At 53.1% G+C, this 19,243-nt stretch carries 16 protein-coding genes, 1 tRNA gene and 1 pseudogene; 12 read left to right on the top strand and 6 right to left on the bottom strand.

The features are described 5' to 3' along the window. Positions 1-228, top strand: a pseudogene (locus tag CPA45_RS16715) (hypothetical protein); the annotation flags it as partial. 197 nt (positions 229-425) lie between these two features. Here the strand turns inward: CPA45_RS16715 and CPA45_RS16710 are convergent. Continuing rightward, positions 426-502: transfer RNA gene (locus CPA45_RS16710), tRNA-Met, on the bottom strand. 275 nt (positions 503-777) lie between these two features. Here CPA45_RS16710 and phbB point away from each other — a divergent pair. After that, entirely contained in the window at positions 778-1,524 is a 747-nt protein-coding gene (phbB, locus tag CPA45_RS16705; protein ID WP_096653461.1) for an acetoacetyl-CoA reductase, read from the top strand. A gap of 152 nt (positions 1,525-1,676) precedes the next feature. On the opposite strand, the gene CPA45_RS16700 is transcribed toward phbB, so the two are convergent. Continuing rightward, positions 1,677-4,484 (bottom strand): DUF349 domain-containing protein, encoded by a 2,808-nt coding sequence (locus tag CPA45_RS16700; RefSeq protein ID WP_096653459.1) that lies wholly within the window; start codon positions 4,482-4,484, stop codon positions 1,677-1,679. 186 nt (positions 4,485-4,670) lie between these two features. Here CPA45_RS16700 and minC point away from each other — a divergent pair, with 186 nt between their 5' ends. From minC to sbcB, 4 genes are all read left to right on the top strand, one after another. After that, a complete protein-coding gene (gene minC / locus CPA45_RS16695) occupies positions 4,671-5,414 on the top strand; it encodes a septum site-determining protein MinC (protein WP_096653457.1) in 744 nt (247 codons plus the stop codon). 155 nt (positions 5,415-5,569) lie between these two features. After that, positions 5,570-6,388: a septum site-determining protein MinD gene (gene minD, locus CPA45_RS16690; protein ID WP_096653455.1), complete on the top strand. Its 819-nt coding sequence runs from the start codon at positions 5,570-5,572 to the stop codon at positions 6,386-6,388. Then, positions 6,385-6,636 carry a cell division topological specificity factor MinE gene (gene minE / locus CPA45_RS16685; RefSeq protein ID WP_018918334.1) on the top strand — a complete coding sequence of 84 codons (252 nt, stop codon included), beginning with the start codon at positions 6,385-6,387 and terminating at the stop codon, positions 6,634-6,636. The genes minD and minE overlap by 4 nt, the downstream gene beginning before the upstream one ends. Before the next feature lie 146 nt (positions 6,637-6,782). Then, positions 6,783-8,276 (top strand): exodeoxyribonuclease I, encoded by a 1,494-nt coding sequence (sbcB, locus tag CPA45_RS16680; RefSeq protein WP_096653453.1) that lies wholly within the window; start codon positions 6,783-6,785, stop codon positions 8,274-8,276. A 64-nt stretch (positions 8,277-8,340) separates the two neighbouring features. Here the strand turns inward: sbcB and CPA45_RS16675 are convergent, their stop codons facing one another. Next, the gene (locus CPA45_RS16675) at positions 8,341-11,190 is read right to left on the bottom strand and encodes an insulinase family protein (protein WP_096653451.1); all 2,850 of its coding nucleotides are present in this window, start codon (positions 11,188-11,190) and stop codon (positions 8,341-8,343) included. After that, positions 11,190-11,876, bottom strand: coding sequence for an SOS response-associated peptidase (locus tag CPA45_RS16670; RefSeq protein WP_096653449.1), 687 nt, complete (start codon positions 11,874-11,876; stop codon positions 11,190-11,192). Before CPA45_RS16670 ends, CPA45_RS16675 begins: the two co-directional genes overlap by 1 nt. Positions 11,877-12,062: 186 nt before the next feature. Between CPA45_RS16670 and CPA45_RS16665 the strand changes: the two genes are divergently transcribed. Beyond that, positions 12,063-12,677, top strand: a complete 615-nt coding sequence (locus tag CPA45_RS16665) for a TetR/AcrR family transcriptional regulator (RefSeq protein WP_096653447.1) — start codon at positions 12,063-12,065, stop codon at positions 12,675-12,677. Then, on the top strand, positions 12,674-13,336 hold the full coding sequence (locus tag CPA45_RS16660; protein WP_096653445.1) for a 1-acyl-sn-glycerol-3-phosphate acyltransferase: 663 nt from the start codon (positions 12,674-12,676) through the stop codon (positions 13,334-13,336). The genes CPA45_RS16665 and CPA45_RS16660 overlap by 4 nt, the downstream gene beginning before the upstream one ends. 6 nt (positions 13,337-13,342) lie before the next feature. Here CPA45_RS16660 and CPA45_RS16655 read toward each other — a convergent pair whose 3' ends face one another. Then, positions 13,343-14,617, bottom strand: coding sequence for an HlyC/CorC family transporter (locus tag CPA45_RS16655; protein ID WP_096653443.1), 1,275 nt, complete (start codon positions 14,615-14,617; stop codon positions 13,343-13,345). Between the two features lie 87 nt (positions 14,618-14,704). After that, positions 14,705-15,502, bottom strand: a complete 798-nt coding sequence (locus CPA45_RS16650; protein WP_078088788.1) for a cytochrome C assembly family protein — start codon at positions 15,500-15,502, stop codon at positions 14,705-14,707. A gap of 207 nt (positions 15,503-15,709) precedes the next feature. Here CPA45_RS16650 and ffh point away from each other — a divergent pair, with 207 nt between their 5' ends. The 4 genes from ffh (at position 15,710) to trmD (ending at position 19,145) form a co-directional block, all read left to right on the top strand. Beyond that, on the top strand, positions 15,710-17,128 hold the full coding sequence (ffh, locus tag CPA45_RS16645; RefSeq protein WP_096653441.1) for a signal recognition particle protein: 1,419 nt from the start codon (positions 15,710-15,712) through the stop codon (positions 17,126-17,128). A gap of 299 nt (positions 17,129-17,427) precedes the next feature. Beyond that, complete coding sequence (rpsP, locus tag CPA45_RS16640) at positions 17,428-17,676, top strand: 30S ribosomal protein S16 (RefSeq protein WP_009098555.1); 249 nt, start codon at positions 17,428-17,430, stop codon at positions 17,674-17,676. 41 nt (positions 17,677-17,717) lie between these two features. Next, a complete protein-coding gene (rimM, locus tag CPA45_RS16635) occupies positions 17,718-18,263 on the top strand; it encodes a ribosome maturation factor RimM (RefSeq protein ID WP_096653439.1) in 546 nt (181 codons plus the stop codon). A 117-nt stretch (positions 18,264-18,380) separates the two neighbouring features. Beyond that, on the top strand, positions 18,381-19,145 hold the full coding sequence (gene trmD / locus CPA45_RS16630; protein ID WP_096653437.1) for a tRNA (guanosine(37)-N1)-methyltransferase TrmD: 765 nt from the start codon (positions 18,381-18,383) through the stop codon (positions 19,143-19,145). The last annotated feature ends 98 nt before the right edge of the window (positions 19,146-19,243 follow it).

The raw sequence follows: 19,243 nt of genomic DNA, 5'->3' as shown, positions 1-19,243 counted from the left end.
CCCAGCGACTGGTTAGCCGAGTGGTCGAAGCCCTTACCCGAATCCCAATGGGCCAAGCCTTCGGCGGCGGTTAACGAGCTAAGCGAGCATTTACGTGCCGCTTACCAGCGTGGCGAGAAGTTTATTGAGATGGGCGATATCGAAAAGCGTTTTGGCGTGGCGGTACCTACCGCTAGCCAACAGGCTTATCCTACGTTTCCGTTTAGAGCGAATGCTCGGCTGGCATGAACAATTAAACGTTAGCGGTAAGAAGGCAGTGATGAAAAAGAGAAGTGGCCACTGGATACCATTGCCGTTTTAGCATGTGAGCAGTGTCACCATAGGCTTACCGTGGCTGCTTTGAAAAGCAATTAGCGAGCGGGGAGAAATAGTACAAAACAAAAAAAGGCAGATCAGTAATGAAACTGATCTGCCTCTCACAATATTGGTAGCGGGGACCGGATTTGAACCGATGACCTTCGGGTTATGAGCCCGACGAGCTACCAGACTGCTCCACCCCGCATCAACGTGTTGCGTATTCTACGCATTTTTCACGGTAAGTCAACCCCCTGCATGAAACGGTAGAAATGCGGCTTGGGGCTTTCATCGTGCTGCAACATTGATAGAGTAAAGCTATGCTTTCACTAAGCATAACAAAAAGCTTACTGTTGGTATGTCGCATAAGAAAAAAAGCGACTTACTGTTTGCGATAAAAGCGCTTGAGCGCTTATTAGAATGGCTTGCGATGAAATAATAGCGTTAATGTCCAAGTCATTTGTCATATCAGGGAGGTAGTCAATGGCCAATCAAGCCCCCGTCGCCTGGGTAACTGGTGGAACTGGTGGTATCGGAACGGCAATTTGCCGATCGTTGGCAGATGCAGGTTATGTGGTAGTCGCGGGGTATCACAACCCCGAAAAAGCCAAGACCTGGCTGGAAACCCAGCAAGCCGACGGTTATAACAACATTGCTTTATCGGGTGTTGATCTTTCCGATCACGGTGCTTGCCTAGAAGCCGCTCGCGACATCAATGAAAAGCATGGCCCAATTAGTGTTTTGGTCAACTGTGCCGGTATCACCCGCGATGGCACTATGAAAAAGATGTCGTATGAGCAGTGGTATCAGGTTATCGATACAAACCTTAACAGCGTTTTCAATACGTGCCGCAGTGTCATTGAAATGATGCTGGAGCATGGTTATGGGCGCATTATCAATATTTCGTCGATCAATGGCCGTAAGGGACAATTTGGTCAGGTAAATTACGCGGCCGCAAAGGCGGGCATGCATGGGCTAACAATGTCGCTTGCTCAGGAAACAGCGACGAAAGGCATTACCGTGAATACTATTTCACCGGGTTACATTGCTACCGATATGATTATGAAAATTCCCGAGCAGGTACGGGAGGCTATTCGTGAAACTATTCCTGTGAAGCGTTATGGCACGCCTGAAGAGATCGGGCGCCTGGTAGCCTTCCTGGCTGATAAGGAGTCTGGTTTTATTACGGGCGCTAATATTGATATCAACGGCGGCCAGTTTATGGGGTGAAGTTGTTCTAGCGTTGCCTAAAGAGTGAGAATAACGGGAGGCTATGGCTTCCCGTTTTCGGTAGTGCGGGTAGTGCGCTTGTTGTTATGTTGCTAGTTATGTCGCTGCCACATCAGCGTGCTTTTTTTACTGTTCTTTTTCGTGCTGTTAAGTTAGGGATGCGGTACGCGTGATAAACGGTTTAGTAAGCTATCCAACTCTTTTACTTCCTTTTCCCAAAGCGCTAGGGGCATTGGGCCTAGTGCAAGCAGTGCTGCTAAAACGTCGATGATCTCCTCTGCACGACTGCGTTCGCTATGCAGCCCTTCGTTTAAACGCTCTACCTGGATAGCTAATCGGAGCGGCTCATCGCGCTGCTTGACGCTGCCTAGAGCTAAGAGAGATAGATGTACGCGCAAGCGGGCGAGATCATCCTCTAAGGCTGTGAGTTGCTCAGCAGAAAGAGGCGCTGATGTTGCCTGTCGGGCTACGTTGCGCTGCTGGTGGGCATCGGTAAAGGCCGTCGGTAGCTTGGTATTGAGCAGAGATGATGCATCTATCTCCGCTGTGGTTTCACCTGCTAGTGCTTGCTGGTCGGCAGCAATGTGCGCTTTTATCAGTGGTAACAGGGCTTGCCATTGTTGAACTGTATCTGCCACGGCAAGGCGGCTTAAACGTTCTCGTCTGGCACGAACAATGCCGCTTAAACGTCGTTGCATACCATCACTACGCCGGTTGTGTGGTAATGGCTCAAGCTTGCTGGCTTGCTTAAGGTAATCGTCAAGTATGGTGGCTTCGTTGGCGTGGGTAGGTTGCCAACTGTCCATTTGATCAATCAGCGCTTGCATGTTGTCTAACTGCTGTTGCTGGCGTGCCGCTTGCTCACTTTTATGTGCATCGCGTTGGGCAAATAACTGATCGCAGGCGTGGCGAAAGTTCTTCCATAGTGTTTGTTCTTCACCTTTGGGCGCCCGGCCAAGTTGGCGCCACTGTTGCTGGAGCTGCTTGGTTTGCGTAATACGTTTTGCCAACGGTTGTTCACTATCGTTTTGTAGTGCCTGTACCTGCTCAATCAGTGCCCGCTTTTGCTGACCAATCTGCTCAGCACGCTGATCTATAAGCAGTTGTAACCGGTGACGGATTTTACCAAATCGTCGGCCGACAGCCTCGGCTTGTTCGCGGGGGACAGGGCTGTAGTCACGCCACTGATGGCGGGCTTTATCTCGAATCTCTCGCAGCATATCGGGGTCAGCGTCTTCGGCAGGCTGGTCAAGCAGAGTTTCTAGCTGCTCGCATAATGCTTCACGGCTACGCAAGTTGATGTCACGCTCTTGAGTAAGCTGTTTGAGCCATGGCTTTAGACGTTCACGAATACGGTCGGAAGCGGCGCGGAAGCGCGCGGACTGTTCACGGTTTGCCGCGGCATCCCCAAGCGACTTCCACTCTTTCACGAGTTGTCGGTGATGGCGGTCAAGGGCTTCTTCGGCCATGTATTGGTCGTCTGCAAGCGCGTCAATGCTGGCACAAAGCTGTTCTCTCTTGGGGCCTGCCACAAAGCCCCGCCAATCGCGAAGCTCTGCTAGCTGAGCGCCAAGGTGTTTAAGGCGTGCTTTGTGGGGTTTTGCGTCCTCGTTTGTGAGTGTGTCTAGCGAGGGTTTAAGGCGCTGATGTAAACGGCTGGCACTTTTGAAGGCGCCACGTTCAAGTAAGTGTTCAAAGTTATCGAGCTCGGCAGTAATCGCGCTCAGGGAGGGAGTCTTGCGTTGTTCAATGATGGCTTCAGCGCGAAGTGCTGTCTGGGCACTTTTTAACAGTGCCGGTGGTGCCAGTTCATCCGGCCATGCACACCGCTTAATATGCTGACGGATACTAGGATGATCATTCGTGGATAAAGCACTTTCAAGTATGCTCTCAGTCTCGCTCCAGCGTTGCCATGCTTCCATGTAGTTCTCATAGTGAGTTAATGCATGGGTGTAGCGTTGCTGAATGGTGTTGCTGGGTGGGTGCAGGTCTGAGAGTGTTTGCCAGCGTTGCCCAAGTAGCTGTCGCTGGGCTCGCAGGCTATCAATATCTTGCGCGCTTACTTCGCTGGCTTGGCGTAAGCCATCGAGGGTTTCTTCTAATCCTTCTAGTAATTTATCGCGGGTGCTTTCTGCCTCTGCTCGGCGTATCAGGCTTTGTTGGCGAGCTTGCTCTTGTGTTTCATGATCATGAAGGGTTTTACGGCAGCTAAGAATGGCTTGCTGGAAACGCTCTTCTTGATCGGTGCTGGAAGGATGTTCCAGGTTTTGCCATTCTCGTTCTAAATGCCGAAAACGTCCGCCGTATAGCGGTTCCCAAGGCGCGTTAGCGTGCTTTTCAAGCTGCTTCAGTAGCTGTTCACGCTGGGCTTGTTGCTCGGTTAGCCACTCGGCATCGTTACGCAATTGGGTGAGTTTGTCTCGTGCGAGGCGCACCACCTGGCGATCTCTACGTGCCTCTTTTAACAGCTGTTTGAGGCTTTCTTCATTTTCAATACGCTGGGCTGCCTGGTGGCGTACGGCAGCGACACCGTTATGGCATGCTTGGTGAATCAGATCGTGTTCATCGCTTAGCTGTGACAGGGCGGTGAGGCGCAAGTCAAGGTTGTCACCTTGCAGCGCAATTGTATTTAGCAGTCGCGGTTCCGATAGCTGTGCGACCAGAGCTTGGCGCTGGGTTAAGTCAATGTGCCCCTCTACTCCGGTTAAACGTTGGCAGACAGCGTTTAACCATGCCTCATCCTGTGGACGCTTAGCGTAGCCACTTATAAGCCCTTGAATGTCGTCAAGGGCTAACAGGGCGGCTAGCTGAATAGTATCGCTGCCATCCTCGGTTAAGGTTTTTAACGCGTCCCGCTGCGTTGGTTGCTGTGGGTCTAGCTGGTTGAGTGCCTTCAGACGCACCTCGGGATCGGGGTGTTGCCACCGAGGAGCGAACAGGCGTCTTAACAGTCCGTGCATGAATCATCCTGCAGAGAGGTGCGTAGCGTGAAAAAAAAATCAGCTGACGGTGTGCCTAGGCGGTTGCAGTCACCGGCGCTGTCGCTTAGCTTTGCTTATGCGCTGTAATTCATGATGGATCTTTACAACGCAAAGCGCGAGATTGCGCTACCTTAATCTTACCTGAACATGACTTGGAGTTCGGCCATGAGCCTCAACGCCGATAGTGCCGACATGGCTTTTACCTTCAAAGGCGGCATGCTGCCAATGACCGTCATGGAGCTAAGCAGCGCTGACCCTGAACTTATTCGGCGTCAACTAGCTGGCAAACTGTCGCAATCCCCCGCGTTCTTTCAGCATACACCGGTTGTGCTGAGCGTGGAAAAACTCGATGAGCCCCACCTGGCGCTGGAACGAATTTGTGCGGTGTGTCGTGACCACAAGCTTTTGCCTGTTGCGGTGCGCGGTGGTGCTGAGCCTGTACGGCAGTCCGCCTGGGCGTTGGGCCTTGGCTGGTTTGCGCCGGTTGAAGAAGGCCGCGCCAGGATATTAGAAAGCGTCAGTCGGATGATAGAGCCTGAAGTAGTGGCAGATGAGCCGGAAGCGCAGGAAGGCGCTTCGGTAACGACACGCCTTTTCCGCGGTACGGTGCGCTCTGGCCAGCAAGTGAATGCGGCAGAGGGCGACTTGGTGGTGATTGGGGCCGTAAACGCGGGTGCCGAAGTGTTAGCGGCTGGCAGCATCCATGTGTATGGAGCGCTGCGAGGTCGTGCACTCGCAGGTATCCACGGTAATACCCATGCCGGTATTTATTGTCGTGAACTGGAAGCAGAGCTGTTGTCAGTGGCCGGTAATTATAAACGGCTGGAAGATATTGACTCTCAGCTACTTGGGCGTGCAGTAGAAATTCATTTTATAAAAGAGCAGCTTGAGATTAAGCCGCTGACTTAAGCCACTTGCATGAGCGGCCGCTAGTATTGAATGGCTAGCGACGCCGTTGATGCTATCCGTTAAAGTGTGTCATGTTGATGACATTGACGTGCCCGTTATGCGCAGGAAGTTTTGTAAACGCCTCGCGATGAACGACTTCAAGAAGGAAGTGACTCTTGGCCAAAATTATTGTAGTGACCTCAGGTAAAGGGGGGGTCGGTAAAACCACCAGCGCAGCCGCTATTTCGACTGGACTTGCCTTGCGTGGCAAAAAAACGGTGGTAATTGATTTTGACGTTGGTCTACGTAACCTAGACCTTATCATGGGCTGCGAACGCCGCGTTGTTTACGATCTAGTGAACGTTATTCAGGGGGAAGCAGGCCTTAACCAAGCGCTGATTCGCGACAAACGCGTTGAAAACCTGTTTATTTTACCTGCTTCGCAAACTCGTGATAAAGATGCACTGACCAAAGAGGGGGTTGAGCAGATACTGGAGCAGCTAAAGGAGGACTTTGACTTCATTTTGTGCGACTCGCCTGCAGGTATTGAGCGGGGAGCACAGCTTGCAATGTATTTCGCTGATGAAGCGATTGTTGTTACCAACCCTGAAGTATCCTCTGTACGTGACTCTGACCGTATTCTCGGGTTGCTTGGATCTAAAACTCGGCGCGCTGAGCAGAGTTTGGAGCCAGTGAAAGAGCACCTTTTAATTACTCGTTACAATCCTTTCCGTGTGACTTCTGGGGATATGCTGACCCTGGACGATATTCGTGAAATTCTTGCCATTGACCTACTTGGTTTGATTCCTGAGTCGGAAGCGGTACTACGTGCTTCTAACCAGGGTGTGCCAGTGACCCATGATGCATCAAGCGATGCCGGTCAGGCATACACGGATACTGTTTCACGGCTGCTTGGGGAAGAGATGCCGCTGCGTTTTCACGAAGTGCAGCGAAAAGGTCTGCTAAGCCGAATGTTTGGGGGTAGTCGTCGATGAAACTGCTGGAATTCTTGAAGCGTGAGCGCAAGAAATCCGCCTCGGTGGCCAAGGAACGTTTACAAATCATCGTGGCGCATCAGCGTAGCCAGCGTGGTCAACCCGACTACATGCCGCTACTGGAGCGCGAACTGCTAGAAGTGATCCGTCGTTACGTCCATGTGGACGACAACGCTATTCAAATTTCGCTAGATAGCGAAGATAACTGCTCGGTGCTTGAGCTTAACGTTACGTTGCCGAAAAGCTAATCACGCGAAGTGCCAGCCACGCTAATGTTCGCCTCGCGAATGCTAGGTGTGCAGGAGGCAGGCTTAAGGGCGTGGCAGAGAGGCGGCGCGAGAGGCGGCGGTTGTGCTAGGCTTGGGGTTTTCATTGCTTAGCGGAGTGCTTCTTCATGGCGCCACCTAATGCCGCCCCTGCCAGCTTTCTTTGGCATGATTATGAGACATTCGGGGCTGACCCCCGTCGTGACCGGCCTGCTCAGTTTGCCGCGCTACGCACTGATGCCGAGCTTAATGAAATCGGCTCGCCAATCGAGCTGTATTGCAAGCCTTCAGATGACTACCTGCCCCACCCGGCGGCCTGTCTCATTACCGGTATTACGCCTCAAAAAGCTCAGCGTAAAGGTATCCCCGAGGCTGAGTTTGCTCTTCAGGTACAAAACTGCATGGGTGAGCCAGGTACCTGTGTAGTGGGCTATAACAGCCTGCGTTTTGATGATGAAGTCTCCCGCCATCTGTTCTACCGTAACCTGCTCGACCCCTATGCCCGTGAATGGCAGAACGGTAACTCCCGCTGGGATTTAATCGACGTTGTGCGTGCCTTTTATGCGTTGCGCCCTGAGGGTATCGAGTGGCCACTTCGTGAAGATGGTGCGCCAAGTTTTAAACTTGAGCACTTAACGGCTGCTAATGGCATCGCCCACGAAGGTGCTCATGATGCGGTGGCGGATGTGCGCGCAACCATTGCCTTGGCTCGCCTGCTTAAAGCACGCAATCCAAAGCTATTTGATTATTTATTGGGGCTTAGGGGCAAGCGTGCCGTGGCGAAGCAACTTGATTTGCCTAGCGCTAAACCGCTTTTGCACATTTCCCGCCGTTACCCAGCCAGCCGCGGTTGTAGTGCGCTGGTGATGCCGTTGGCGGAGCACCCGACCAACCCCAATGGGGTGATTGTTTACGATCTTAGTGTTGACCCAAGTGACCTGCTTGCAATGAGTGCTGAGCAGATTCGTGAGCGGGTGTTTGTTAGTCGGCAGGACCTCTCCGAGGGAGAAACACGGATTCCGCTTAAGGTGATTCATATAAATCGCTGCCCAGTGGTGTTTCCTGCGACAGCACTAAAAGATGTGGAAGGACCGCAGAAAGGTGAGTATGGCGTAATCGTTGAGCGTTTGGGGCTGAATATGGAGGCCTGTCGCCGTCACTGGAAAACGTTGCGTGCTGCTAGCGGCGTGGCGCAGAAAGTGACGGAAGTGTTCAATGCGGCCTATGAGGATACGCCACACGATCCAGACTTGATGCTCTATTCCGGTAGCTTCTTTTCCGCCGCCGACCGCCAGCAGATGGAGCGTGTTCGGGCCATGGAGCCTTGGGATTTAGTTGGCCAGCGCTTTGCTTTTCAGGATCCACGCTTGGAGGAGATGCTATTCCGCTATCGCGCCCGTAGCTATCCAGAAACCCTAGAGGGTGAAGAGCGGGAGCTTTGGGAAGCGTTTCGCTGGACGCGGATCAACGATCCGGCCGTCGCGGGTTTTACACTAAAAGCATTTGCACGGGAAATTGAACGTTACAACCAGCAGTCGCTTACTGATCATGAGCGCCAAGTATTGGAAGAGTTGGTAATGTACGTTGAGTCGATGATGCCAGCTCAGGCATTTGATGCCTGAGCTGGCGGGTGCTTACTACTTAGTCATTGTAGGCTTAGTCATTAACGGCTTAGTCATTATTGACTTAGCCATTATCAGCTGTTTTAGGCAGGGGGGCGAGTGCTTCGCGATAGGCTGCAATATCGCTGGGCGCGTCGCCTGGGTTAAAGCGAATATCCAACTGGCGTGACAGGAGAGATGGCCATAGCGCTTGAATATCCTCGACGCTTACTTCCAAGGCAAGCGCCGCTAGCTGCTCGCGGCGGTCAAAGCGCACCTGCTCCAGAGCCGTTGCCTGCCAAAAACGATTGGCCATGCCTGACAGGCTAGTGTCACGTTGGCGCAACCTGTCATGGAGGGCCTGGCGATGGGGGCCCAGCGCTTCATCGGTCAGTTGATTCAGTCGCTCACTTGCCATACCCATAAAGGCATCCATGCGTTCGGCAATGGTACTGCTATCGACATCAGGCGACTGCACAACGAGCACGAGGCCGGGTGCGTCAAGTAGCGGTAAATAGCCCGCATTGACGATATAGCCTAACTGCTCCTCAGTGCGAAGCTGCTGATAGAAGGGGGTGTCTAGCCACTGTGCCAAAACGCTTATCGTCGCCTGCTCTTTGGCGGTTTGGTTGCGCCCTTGTAGGTAGCGCATCACTAACGACTCTTCTCGGTTGCTGTGAGGGTGAAGTACGCTCGCTTGATCGTTCACGGCGAGCGGCGTTAGCTCGCCGATATCTTCGCGGGTTAAACGAGGCGTAAGAGCGTCGCGTATCAAGCTAGCCTGTTCACTTGCAAGCGCCGCATCCAGGTTACCAATGGCCATTGCATCTACATATAAGCCGTTCAGAAAACGCTTGCGGAAGTTTTCTAAGTGCTGGCGCTCCAGGCGCTGGCTTGCATTAAACAGTTCGGTGCTAGACCACTGAGGAGTAAGAAGCGCCTCCCCTAGTGCACGGCTGGCCTGCCCATAAAGGGATGCCTGGGGCGCATTACGCCATTCGCGCTGTAGCTGGTAGCGCACGCGCTCAAAAGCGCTGGGTGAAATATGGGCTGTTTGCAACTGCTCAAGCGCTTGCTCAAGGAGTGGTGTTTGGCCGTCGCGCCAGCCTGAGAACGACAGTGTGATGCCCCTCGCATGGGAGTAAGCGCTAAATGACTGTCCAGCAAGCCAAGCAGGGTAGAGTGACTCGTTTAAGCTGTCATTTAACCAGCTTGCCAGCAAGCGGTTAAGCACGGCTTCTTCTGCGGAGTAGCTGGCGCTGGGATGTTGCAGGCTAACCCGCCACTCAACGCTTGGGGTGTTAAAGCGGGCATCCTGCATATGCCAAGCGATAAACGATGGAGTATCTACCAATACGCTGGGCTGTTCATCCTGCCCCTCCAGCAGCGTTAAGTCGTTGGCGATAAATGGGTTTGGCTCAGGCAGTGCTAGGCCGCTGAGCGCTCGGCCGCGCTGTTTGGGCTGCTGTTCTCTCCACTGGGTGTTAAACCAGGGGGAGATTGTTTTGCTCTCGATATCGGGTGATGAGTAAAAGCGCAGCATATTATCGGGCGTTAGCGCGTCTAAATAGATCTGTTGGCGTTCACTATCCATACCATCCATACGATACGGCGCGTACTGCACATCTTCTACGGGATAGCGCGAGAGGCTCATCGCCAAGCGAGTAGCTTCCTGCTGTGGAGCACCGTGTTGCTGGAAACGAAATGCCTGTTCGCTAAGGCTTTTCTGCTCTTCGTAGCGCCAATTATCTATTCCTTCCTCGCGGATCTGCTCAATGGCAGCAAACAGTGTGGCTTCGATGTCATCCAGTCGTTCAGCGCCTGTAGGTGTTAGGCTGATAGAGATTGTAAACAGTGCATCTTTCCCGTCACCACGTCCTATGCCGGCGGAGAGTGCATCAGCCAGGCCAGCTTCACGCAGTACGGCAAGCAGGCTGCCATCGCCTTCATCACCCAGTAAGTGTGAAATCAGTTGGGTCGGTTTGGTGCGATACTCGTCGGTAGGGTCGGGAATCGGGAAATAGAAACGCAGCTGGCGACGATCCTGTAACGATTGGCGTTCGATATAGCGTGGCAGGGTATCGGCATCTACTAATGGGGCATCAATGGTCGGCACGCTGAGACCGTTATCCGGGATGTCGGCAAACCGTTCAACAACCCACTCTTCAAGAGTATCCAGTGATTGCGGTGCCACAATGGCCAAGTTCATTACATTGGCATCATAGTGGCGATGATAAAAGTCGATAACCCGCTCCCGTAGCGTTGCTTCTCCTTCGGGTGGGTTTGCCAGGGTATCGCGGCTGCCAACAGCAAAGCCGGTTGTCGGGTTGTCGGCGTTTAAGAGCTGGTTGAGTACGTCATTTTCACGGCGCGACTCATCACGTATGCGGGCCATATACTCTGAGTGAACAATGTTTCGCTCACTCTCAAGGTGGTCGGCGTTAAACAGCGGCGAGAGGAAAAATTCGCTGAAGCGGTCCAGTGCCCCAGGTAGTGCGGATGGTTCTACATCAAAAAAGTAGTTAGTGTCCTGCTGGGCGGTAAACGCATTGTGGGAACCGGCGTTGTCCGAAATGTAGCTCTGGTAGGCATCTGACTCCGGGTAGGGCTCGGTTCCCAAGAACAGCATGTGTTCTAAAAAGTGTGCCAGTCCTTGTAGATCCTCGGGGTCCTGGGCACTACCCACACGGACGTTCATGGAGGCGGCGGCTTTATCGGCATCAGGGTCGCTAACCAGTAGGGCTTGAAGGCCATTCTCAAGGGTAAGTACCCGATAGTCACGGCTATCAAATGGGCTAACCGTCGGTGTGGTGACGTCAGCTATTAGCGTATCTTCGGCGAAAGCACTGGGCACGCACCAGGCTATGCTTACCACAATGCATGCAGTGGCTTGTCGTGCAAAGAGTGGGGCGAACATTTTGTGAGGTCGCAACATTACAGCTCCTGTGACACAGCCCAGCGCAGCATCGGTCCGGTCGGATGAGCGCAGGACAATGACTGATAGGCAGGGTTATTAACATGCTTTGATACCGGGAAAGCGCCTAACAGTTCCAGAGGCGCGGGGGTTAATAGCGCCTCAAGATCGGTGGGGGGCGTGGCTGGGTCTAACCAGCGTGTTAACGCTTCCGGTGCAATAACTACGGGTAATCGGTCAGTCAGCGATGATAGGCAGGCATTAGCCGGTACGCTGATCAGCGCTGTAGAGTCGGTAAAGGTGGTCAGTGTCGTGTGATAACGGCACCAAAGTGCCCCTAGGAAAAGAGGGGTTCGAGCAACATGGGTGACTAAGTAGGGTTGCTTGCTGCGAGGCTGTGTTTTCCAAATGTAAAAGCCGCTTACCGGTATCACGCAGCGACGGGCATTAAATGCCTCACTGAACATCGTACGTGACTTCAGCGTTTCCGCCCGGGCACAGTGGGGGGCATGATCAAGCACCTTTAGCCAGGGCGGTGTTAGCCCCCAGAACAGTGGTTGTAAGCGATACTGCCCCCCTTCAAAGCGAATTGCAGATACAGGTTGTCGTGGTGATAAGTTGGGTGACTCAATCAGCGCTTCCGCACTGCCAAGTGATGGCACGAGGCGCGAAAGCGATAGGCGTTGCACATGTAGGCGTCCCGTCATGCCTGTCTCCTCATGCTGAATTGTTGAAAAAAATAGTGGGATGGCGGGTAGCGAAAGAATACGTCGAATGTAGCGTTTTAGTGTCGAAAACAGTGTTCGATGTAAGGTATCCTATATTACCCCTTGCTCACGCTAAAGCGCGATGAGGCATTCTTTCCTGTTTGCCGTTGACCCGAAGAGATCGCCATGGCCCGTCCTAGACAGCATGCGCCCGATGCCCTCCACTTGCAGGTCATGCACGCTTGTGATGAGTGGCTGGCGAAACAGCCAGTCCATGGTTTATCACTGCGTGCCTTGGCTAGAGATGTAGGCTGCGCGCCCAGTACGCTGCTAAAACTGTATGGCAGCTTCAATAACTTATTGCAGCACGTTAACGTCGAGACGTTGGCACGCTTGCAGCATACCATTACCAGTCTGGCAGCAGATGATCCTGAGCCATGGCTGCGTGCGCTGGCGCATGCATATTGGCGTTTTGCAGAGCAAGACTGCTATCGCTGGCAGCTGCTATTTGATTACCCTCTAGCCCAGGAGGGGGAGTTGGATCAGCGCCAAAGCGACTTAATCGAAGCACTGTTTACTCAGGTTGAGACGTCGTTAAAACAGTATCAGCCAGCGCTTGATGACCTTGAGGCCCGTCGTTTGGGGCGCACCCTATGGGGTAGTGTTCATGGATTGGTGCAGTTGGGCTTGAATGAGCGGCTAGGCTATTGGCAGGGCCAACAGCTTAAAGTGGATGAGTTATTAGATCAGTTAATGAGTACCGTTCTAGCAGGCCTGCGCCACCGGGGGGCGAAGACGTGACATGGCCGGTTAAACTCGTTCGCCATGTACTGCGCAGCTTCATTTATGTAGCAATGCGCCTATGTTACCGCCTTAGTATCCATGGTCGTTATCACTTGCCTAAAACAGGCGCTGCATTAGTGGTTTGTAACCACGTCAGCTTTATGGATGCGCTGGTGCTGGGCGGCGCTAGCCCCAGGCCGCTGAGGTTTGTGATGGATCAGCCTATTTTTGAGTCGCGTTGGCTTAAATGGTGGTTCCAGCTTGTTGGGGCAATCCCTATAGAGTCGGAGCGGCACAGTCCGGGGGCGCTACGCCGTGCGCTGGATGATGTCAGTGATGCGCTGCGGCAAGGTGATATCGTTATGGTCTTTCCTGAAGGGCGCCTTACCCCTGATGGTGAAATCCATACTTTTCGTCGCGGGCTAGAGGCCATACTGGCCCGTGACAATGTGCCAGTTATCCCAGCAGGTCTCGCAGGCCTGTGGGGGTCTTGGACTTCTCACTATGGGGGCAAGGCGCTAAAGAAATGGCCTGTGCGCTTTCGTGCGCCGGTGTGTCTTCATTTCGGCCCACCTATTATGGCGCAAGAGGCAGGGGAGATGGTGTTGAGGCACTTTTTGGAAGCTCGGGTTCGGGCGCTTAAGGCGGCTGGCGATAACGAGATCGCCCACCGTTAGCCCTCATTAGCGACGAGGTAAGCGCTGTTTTTGCCAGCAGCGTGCAGAAGTGATCAGGTTGTCACGAATCTCCAGGATTTCCATGCGTATATTACCAATCTGCAGGCTAGCGGGGCCCTCTGGAAAAGCTTCTAAATGTTCAAGTATTAATCCATTTAACGTCTTTGGGCCATCGGTGGGTAACTGCCAGCCGAGCATCTTGTTGATGTCGCGAATATTCGCTGTGCCCTCGATAACGTGGCTGCCGTCGTCTTGCTGGTGAATCTCTTCATCTTCTGAAACGTCGGTAGTGAACTCGCCAACAATCTCTTCCAGAATGTCCTCAAGAGTGACCAGGCCTTCCACGTCGCCATACTCATCTACCACAATGCCAATGCGGCGCTTCTGTTTTTGAAAGTTAAGCAGTTGCGTATGCAGTGGCGTGGATTCCGGAATAAAGTATGGCTCTCGAGCTTCTTGAACAATAGCGGCTTTGGTAACTTCACTACGGGATAAAAAACGTGCGGCGTTACGTAAGTGCAGCATGCCGATAATGTTGTTAATGTCACCTTTATAGACAGGTAAACGGGTATGCTGACTGGTACGGATTTGGGTCAGAATCTCTTCTAGTGAGTCATCTAGATCAATGCCCAGTACTTCGTGTCGGGGCACCATGATGTCGTTTACCGTCACATTTTCAAGATCCAGTATTGAGAGCAGCATAGCGCGGTGACGATAAGGGATCAGAGTTCCCGCTTCATGGACCACTGTGCGTAGCTCGTCGCGGGTCAGGCTGTCGCCGCCATTCTCAACGCTTTTAACCCCAACTAGTCGCAGCAGACCATTGGAGATTACGTTAACTAGCCAGACCAGTGGGTAAAGCAGTTTTAGCAGTGGCCCCAGGGCTACCGATGTAGGGTAAGCAATGCGTTCGGGCTTTATGGCTGCATAGGTTTTCGGGGTGACTTCCGCAAAGATAAGAATGGTAATTGTTAGTAGCGCGGTGGAGATAGCGGGACCAGAGACTTCGCCAAAAAAATGAATGGCAATAATAGTGGCAATCGATGCGGCGAGATTATTAACAAAGTTATTGCCGATCAGGATCACGCCTATCAAACGGTCTGGGCGCGAGAGTAGCCGCAAAACCCGCTTGGCGCGGCGGTCACCGCTGTTGGCCTGATGGCTGAGTCGATAGCGATTAATCGACATCATGCCAGTCTCAGAGCTGGAGAAAAAGGCGGACAGCAGTATAAGTAAAGCTAGCAGGCCGAACAGTAACCCCAGGGGGAAGTCGTCGCTCAAGTCAAAAATTCCTTTATAGCGTATCAGGCTCGATATTTAGAAGGAGCAAGACGGTGTGTCAAGACCTTCTCCGCTAAGCTAACAGGCTTAGCGGTTGAGTAGAATTTCTAATACAAACTTGCTGCCGAAATAAGCCAGTATCAATAGTGCACAGCCGCCTAGTGTCCAGCGCACGGCACGCATGCCTCGCCAGCCAAACCGGTAGCGGCCAACTAACAGCGTGGTGAAAATAATCCACGCAGCCAGCGATAGGACGGTTTTATGCGCCAGATGCTGAGCGAAAAGATTGTCGAGGAAGATTAGGCCGCTGGCAATCGACAGTGTAAGTAGCAAAATCCCCGCCCACACTAGCTCAAATAGCACGCGCTCCATCGTAGTGAGCGGTGGCAGCGACTGCACAATGCCGCGAATATGATGGTGACGCAGGGCTTGGTTTTGTAGGCCAACAAGAACCGCCTGTACGGCAGCAATCGCCAGTACCGCAAACGCCAGTGCCGAGCTGGCTGCATGCAGGAAAATACCTGGGGTTAGGCCGTTATGGCTCCCCTGGCTAGGGAGCCAGGTGGCAAAGATCAGTGCGATGCCCGCCAAAGGGAATAGCACTATGCCTGCGTTAAGCACCGGCTTAAATAGGCTGGCCACCAACACCACATTGACTGCCACTGCCATTAACAGAGTGGCGCTTGTGGTGAAGCTAGGTAATAGCCCCGGCGCTTCGCCGACTAATTGGACCACTACTGGTATATGCAGTAACAGCCCAACTGCGCCTAGCAGGCGTACCATGCCTTGGCGGGGAGGGACCCGGCGAAACAGAGTCATGCCTTGCCAAATGGCAGCGGCAATATAAACAACAAGAGCGATCGTGGCGAAAGGGAGCGCCTGCATGATGCTATCCGTGCGCCTTGCAGCGCGTTGCTGTGAAAATCGAACAACCTAAATACGTATAGCCTACTATAACTAATCACGGCGGCGTCGCACAGCCATGGATAGTCAACACTGTCACCATGGAGACTCACGCCGCGAGCGCGTATAATTGCTACCCACATTAGCCCGGTGTATTCGCCCGGCGACAGCGACGGAGGCAGAGGCCCCATGTTTCAGAATCTGAGTGAGCGTCTTTCCCAGACGTTGAAGTCGATTAAAGGCCAGGCACGGCTTACCGACGAGAATATTAAAGATACTCTGCGCGAGGTGCGTAAAGCGCTGCTTGAGGCAGACGTTGCGCTGCCGGTAGTAAAGGAATTTATCGAGCGCGTACGTGAGCGTGCTGTGGGTCAAGAGGTATCTAAGAGCCTTTCCCCTGGACAGCAATTTGTCAAAATCGTCCAGCAAGAGCTGGAAGCGATCATGGGCGAGGCTAACGAAGGCCTGACGCTGAAAGGCTCGCCTGCTGTGGTGCTAATGGCTGGTTTGCAGGGTGCAGGTAAGACCACTTCTGTTGCCAAGCTGGCGCGTTACCTGCGCGAGCGCGAAAAGAAAAAAGTGCTGGTTGTCTCTGCCGACGTTTACCGCCCAGCGGCGATTGACCAGCTGGAGACGCTGGCCAAAGAGGTTGATGTCGATTTCTTCCCTTCGCGTTCTGATCAAAAACCGGTCGATATTGCCACTGCGGCGATTAAACACGCCAAAATTCAGTTCCACGACGTGGTCCTGGTGGATACTGCTGGCCGGCTAGCCATCGACGAAGCAATGATGGCCGAAATACAGGCGCTGCATAAGGCGATTTCACCCGAGGAAACGCTGTTTGTGGTAGACGCCATGACCGGCCAAGACGCGGTGAATACAGCTAAGGCGTTTAATGAAGCGTTGCCGCTGACCGGTGTGATTCTCACCAAAGCTGATGGTGACGCCCGTGGTGGTGCTGCGCTTTCAGTACGCCATGTTACTGGCAAGCCAATTAAGTTTATGGGGGTCGGCGAGAAAGTTGATGCCCTAGAACCCTTCCATCCTGATCGTGTTGCCTCGCGGATTCTTGGTATGGGCGACATGCTGTCGCTTATTGAAGAAGCTGAGCGCACGGTAGATAAGGATAAAGCCGCCAAGCTTGCCAAAAAGGTCAAAAAGGGTGATGGCTTTGATCTGGAGGATTTTCGTGACCAGCTCCAGCAGCTCAAAAAAATGGGCGGCATGGGGGGGCTGTTAGGCAAGCTCCCTGGTATGGGGCAAATGGCTGAGTTAGCCCAAGGCCCTGGTCCTGAAAAAGAGCTTGGTAAACTGGAAGCGTTGATTAACTCCATGACGCCGAAAGAGCGCCGTGCGCCAGATATCATCAATGGTTCACGCAAGCGCCGTATTGCGGCAGGTGCAGGGCTGCAAGTGCCTGATTTGAACCGCCTGCTTAAGCAGCACAAGCAGATGCAGAAAATGATGAAGAAGGCTGGCAAGAAAGGTGGCATGCAGAAAATGATGCGTGGTATGTCCGGCATGATGGGGGGAGGTGGCCCCGGCGGTCCAGGTGGCCCTGGAGGTATGGGTGGCATGGGTGGGCCCGGTGGTTTGCCTTGGCGCTAAAACCACTGGCAGCAGCCCGCGGGGGCTGGGCAAGGTTGACGGCCTAAGAGTTTTCTGGCTGTCAGGCTTTCCAAGTAGAGCGCATTTGCGTAGAATGCTGCCTCTTCATGTAAGGGTGATGGCAGCGCTATGCGCAAGTGTAGGCCAGTATTCTGCATCGAAGCGCTTAAAGTACTAAGTAATCACTGACTTATTAAATGTTGGTGATGACAGTACCCTGAAAACAGCATGATGAGTGTTCTGATAGCGATGTGCGCTATTTCACACTCTCGTAACCTCAACCGAAGGATAGTTATCGTATGGTTACCATTCGTTTGGCACGTGGTGGCGCCAAAAAGCGTCCCTTTTATCACCTGACTGTTACCGATTCTCGCAACGCCCGTGATGGTCGTTTCATCGAGCGTATCGGCTTCTTCAACCCGGTTGCCCGTGGTCAGGAAGAGCGTCTGCGCGTTGATCTGGATCGTGTTACTCACTGGCAGAGCCAAGGCGCCCAGCTGTCTGGTCGTGTTGCTGAGCTTGTTAAAGAAGCACGTAAACAGGCTTAATCCTGTTATGACAGGTGCTGTTGCAGTTGGAGCTGTCGTCGATGACGCGTTTTGAAACTAGCCATACAGACGACGCACATGTGGTGCTTGGTAAGCTAACCAGCCCCCACGGGGTTAAAGGTTGGCTAAAGGTGTACTCCTATACCAGCCCCATGGACAGCATTTTGCAATACCCCGAATGGTGGGTGCGTCAAGGCGAAAGCCTAAAGCGGATAAGCATTGTTCAGGGGCGTCGGCAAGGTAAAGGTCTTGTGGTGCAACTAAAAGGTATTGATGACCGGACGGCAGCGGAAGCGCTGGCGCAAACGGAGATTCTAATGCCAAAAGAGGCACTGCCTACGCTTTCCGACGACGAGTATTATTGGCATGAGCTTGAAGGCTTAACGGTTTTCACTCAGTCAGGTGAGCGGTTAGGGCAGGTTAGTTACCTGTTTGAGACCGGCGCCAATGATGTCATGGTGGTGCGTGGTGATAATGACGCGATCGACAAGCGCGAGCGTCTGTTACCTTTTTTACCCGATGATGTGATTGTTGAGATCAGCCCTAAAGATGGCCGTATGGTCGTTAATTGGGATCCCGAGTTCTGAAAGCAGGTTTAAAAACAGGTTTTGAAAAAAGCTTTGAATAAGCCGTCTCCGAACGAACTCACGGCAACTGACTCACCAGCATCAAATGGTGAAAAAGATGCGGAGCAAGTGCCTGCAATGTGGATCGGTGTGGTGTCGTTGTTTCCCGAGATGTTCGATGCTATTACGCAGCAAGGCGTAGTGGGTCGAGCAGTGGAAAGACAGCGTATTACCCTGGAGTTTTGGAATCCACGTGACTACGCCACCGACCGCCACCGCAGTGTGGACGACCGCCCTTATGGCGGCGGCCCCGGTATGCTGATGAAGGTAGACACATTACGTGCTGCTATCTTTGATGCTCGCCAGCGAGCAGAGCAGGCGACCGGCCAAACGCCTACTGTGATTTATCTTTCGCCCCAGGGGCGTAAGCTGGATCAACAGGGTGTCAAGTCACTAGCATCAGCAGGCCCCTTAGTGGTGGTAGCTGGTCGCTATGAAGGCATTGACGAGCGTGTGGTGGAGAGTGACATCGACGAAGAGTGGTCAATTGGTGACTATGTGCTAAGCGGTGGTGAACTGCCGGCAATGGTGCTGATTGATGCGGCGGCAAGGCTGGTGCCCGGTGTGTTGGGTCATCAGGATTCCGCTATCGAAGACTCGTTTAATGACGGCTTATTAGACTGCCCGCACTATACCCGTCCTGAGGTGATCGATGGGCGCCAAGTGCCTGATGTGCTGCTTAGTGGTAATCACGCAGCCATTAAGCGTTGGCGATTAAAGCAGTCGCTAGGCCGGACATGGCAGCGCCGCCCTGATTTGTTGGCAGGTCGCGAGCTTGATGCCGAGCAACAGCGGCTTCTTAACGAGTTTATCGAGGAACACGCTCTGTCCGCTTCTAGTTAATTACAGCTAAGTAGGTCAGGGCGGCGGTGCAGGACGCAAAGGCTAATAGCCTACGTACCTGTGTCACCCATAACGACTCCCGCGTAGCTCGTTTCGAG

This window comes from Vreelandella nigrificans (genome assembly GCF_002374315.1).
In the GTDB taxonomy this organism is placed as follows: Bacteria; Pseudomonadota; Gammaproteobacteria; order Pseudomonadales; family Halomonadaceae; genus Vreelandella; species Vreelandella nigrificans.
This window is presented reverse-complemented; position numbering and strand designations above follow the sequence as displayed.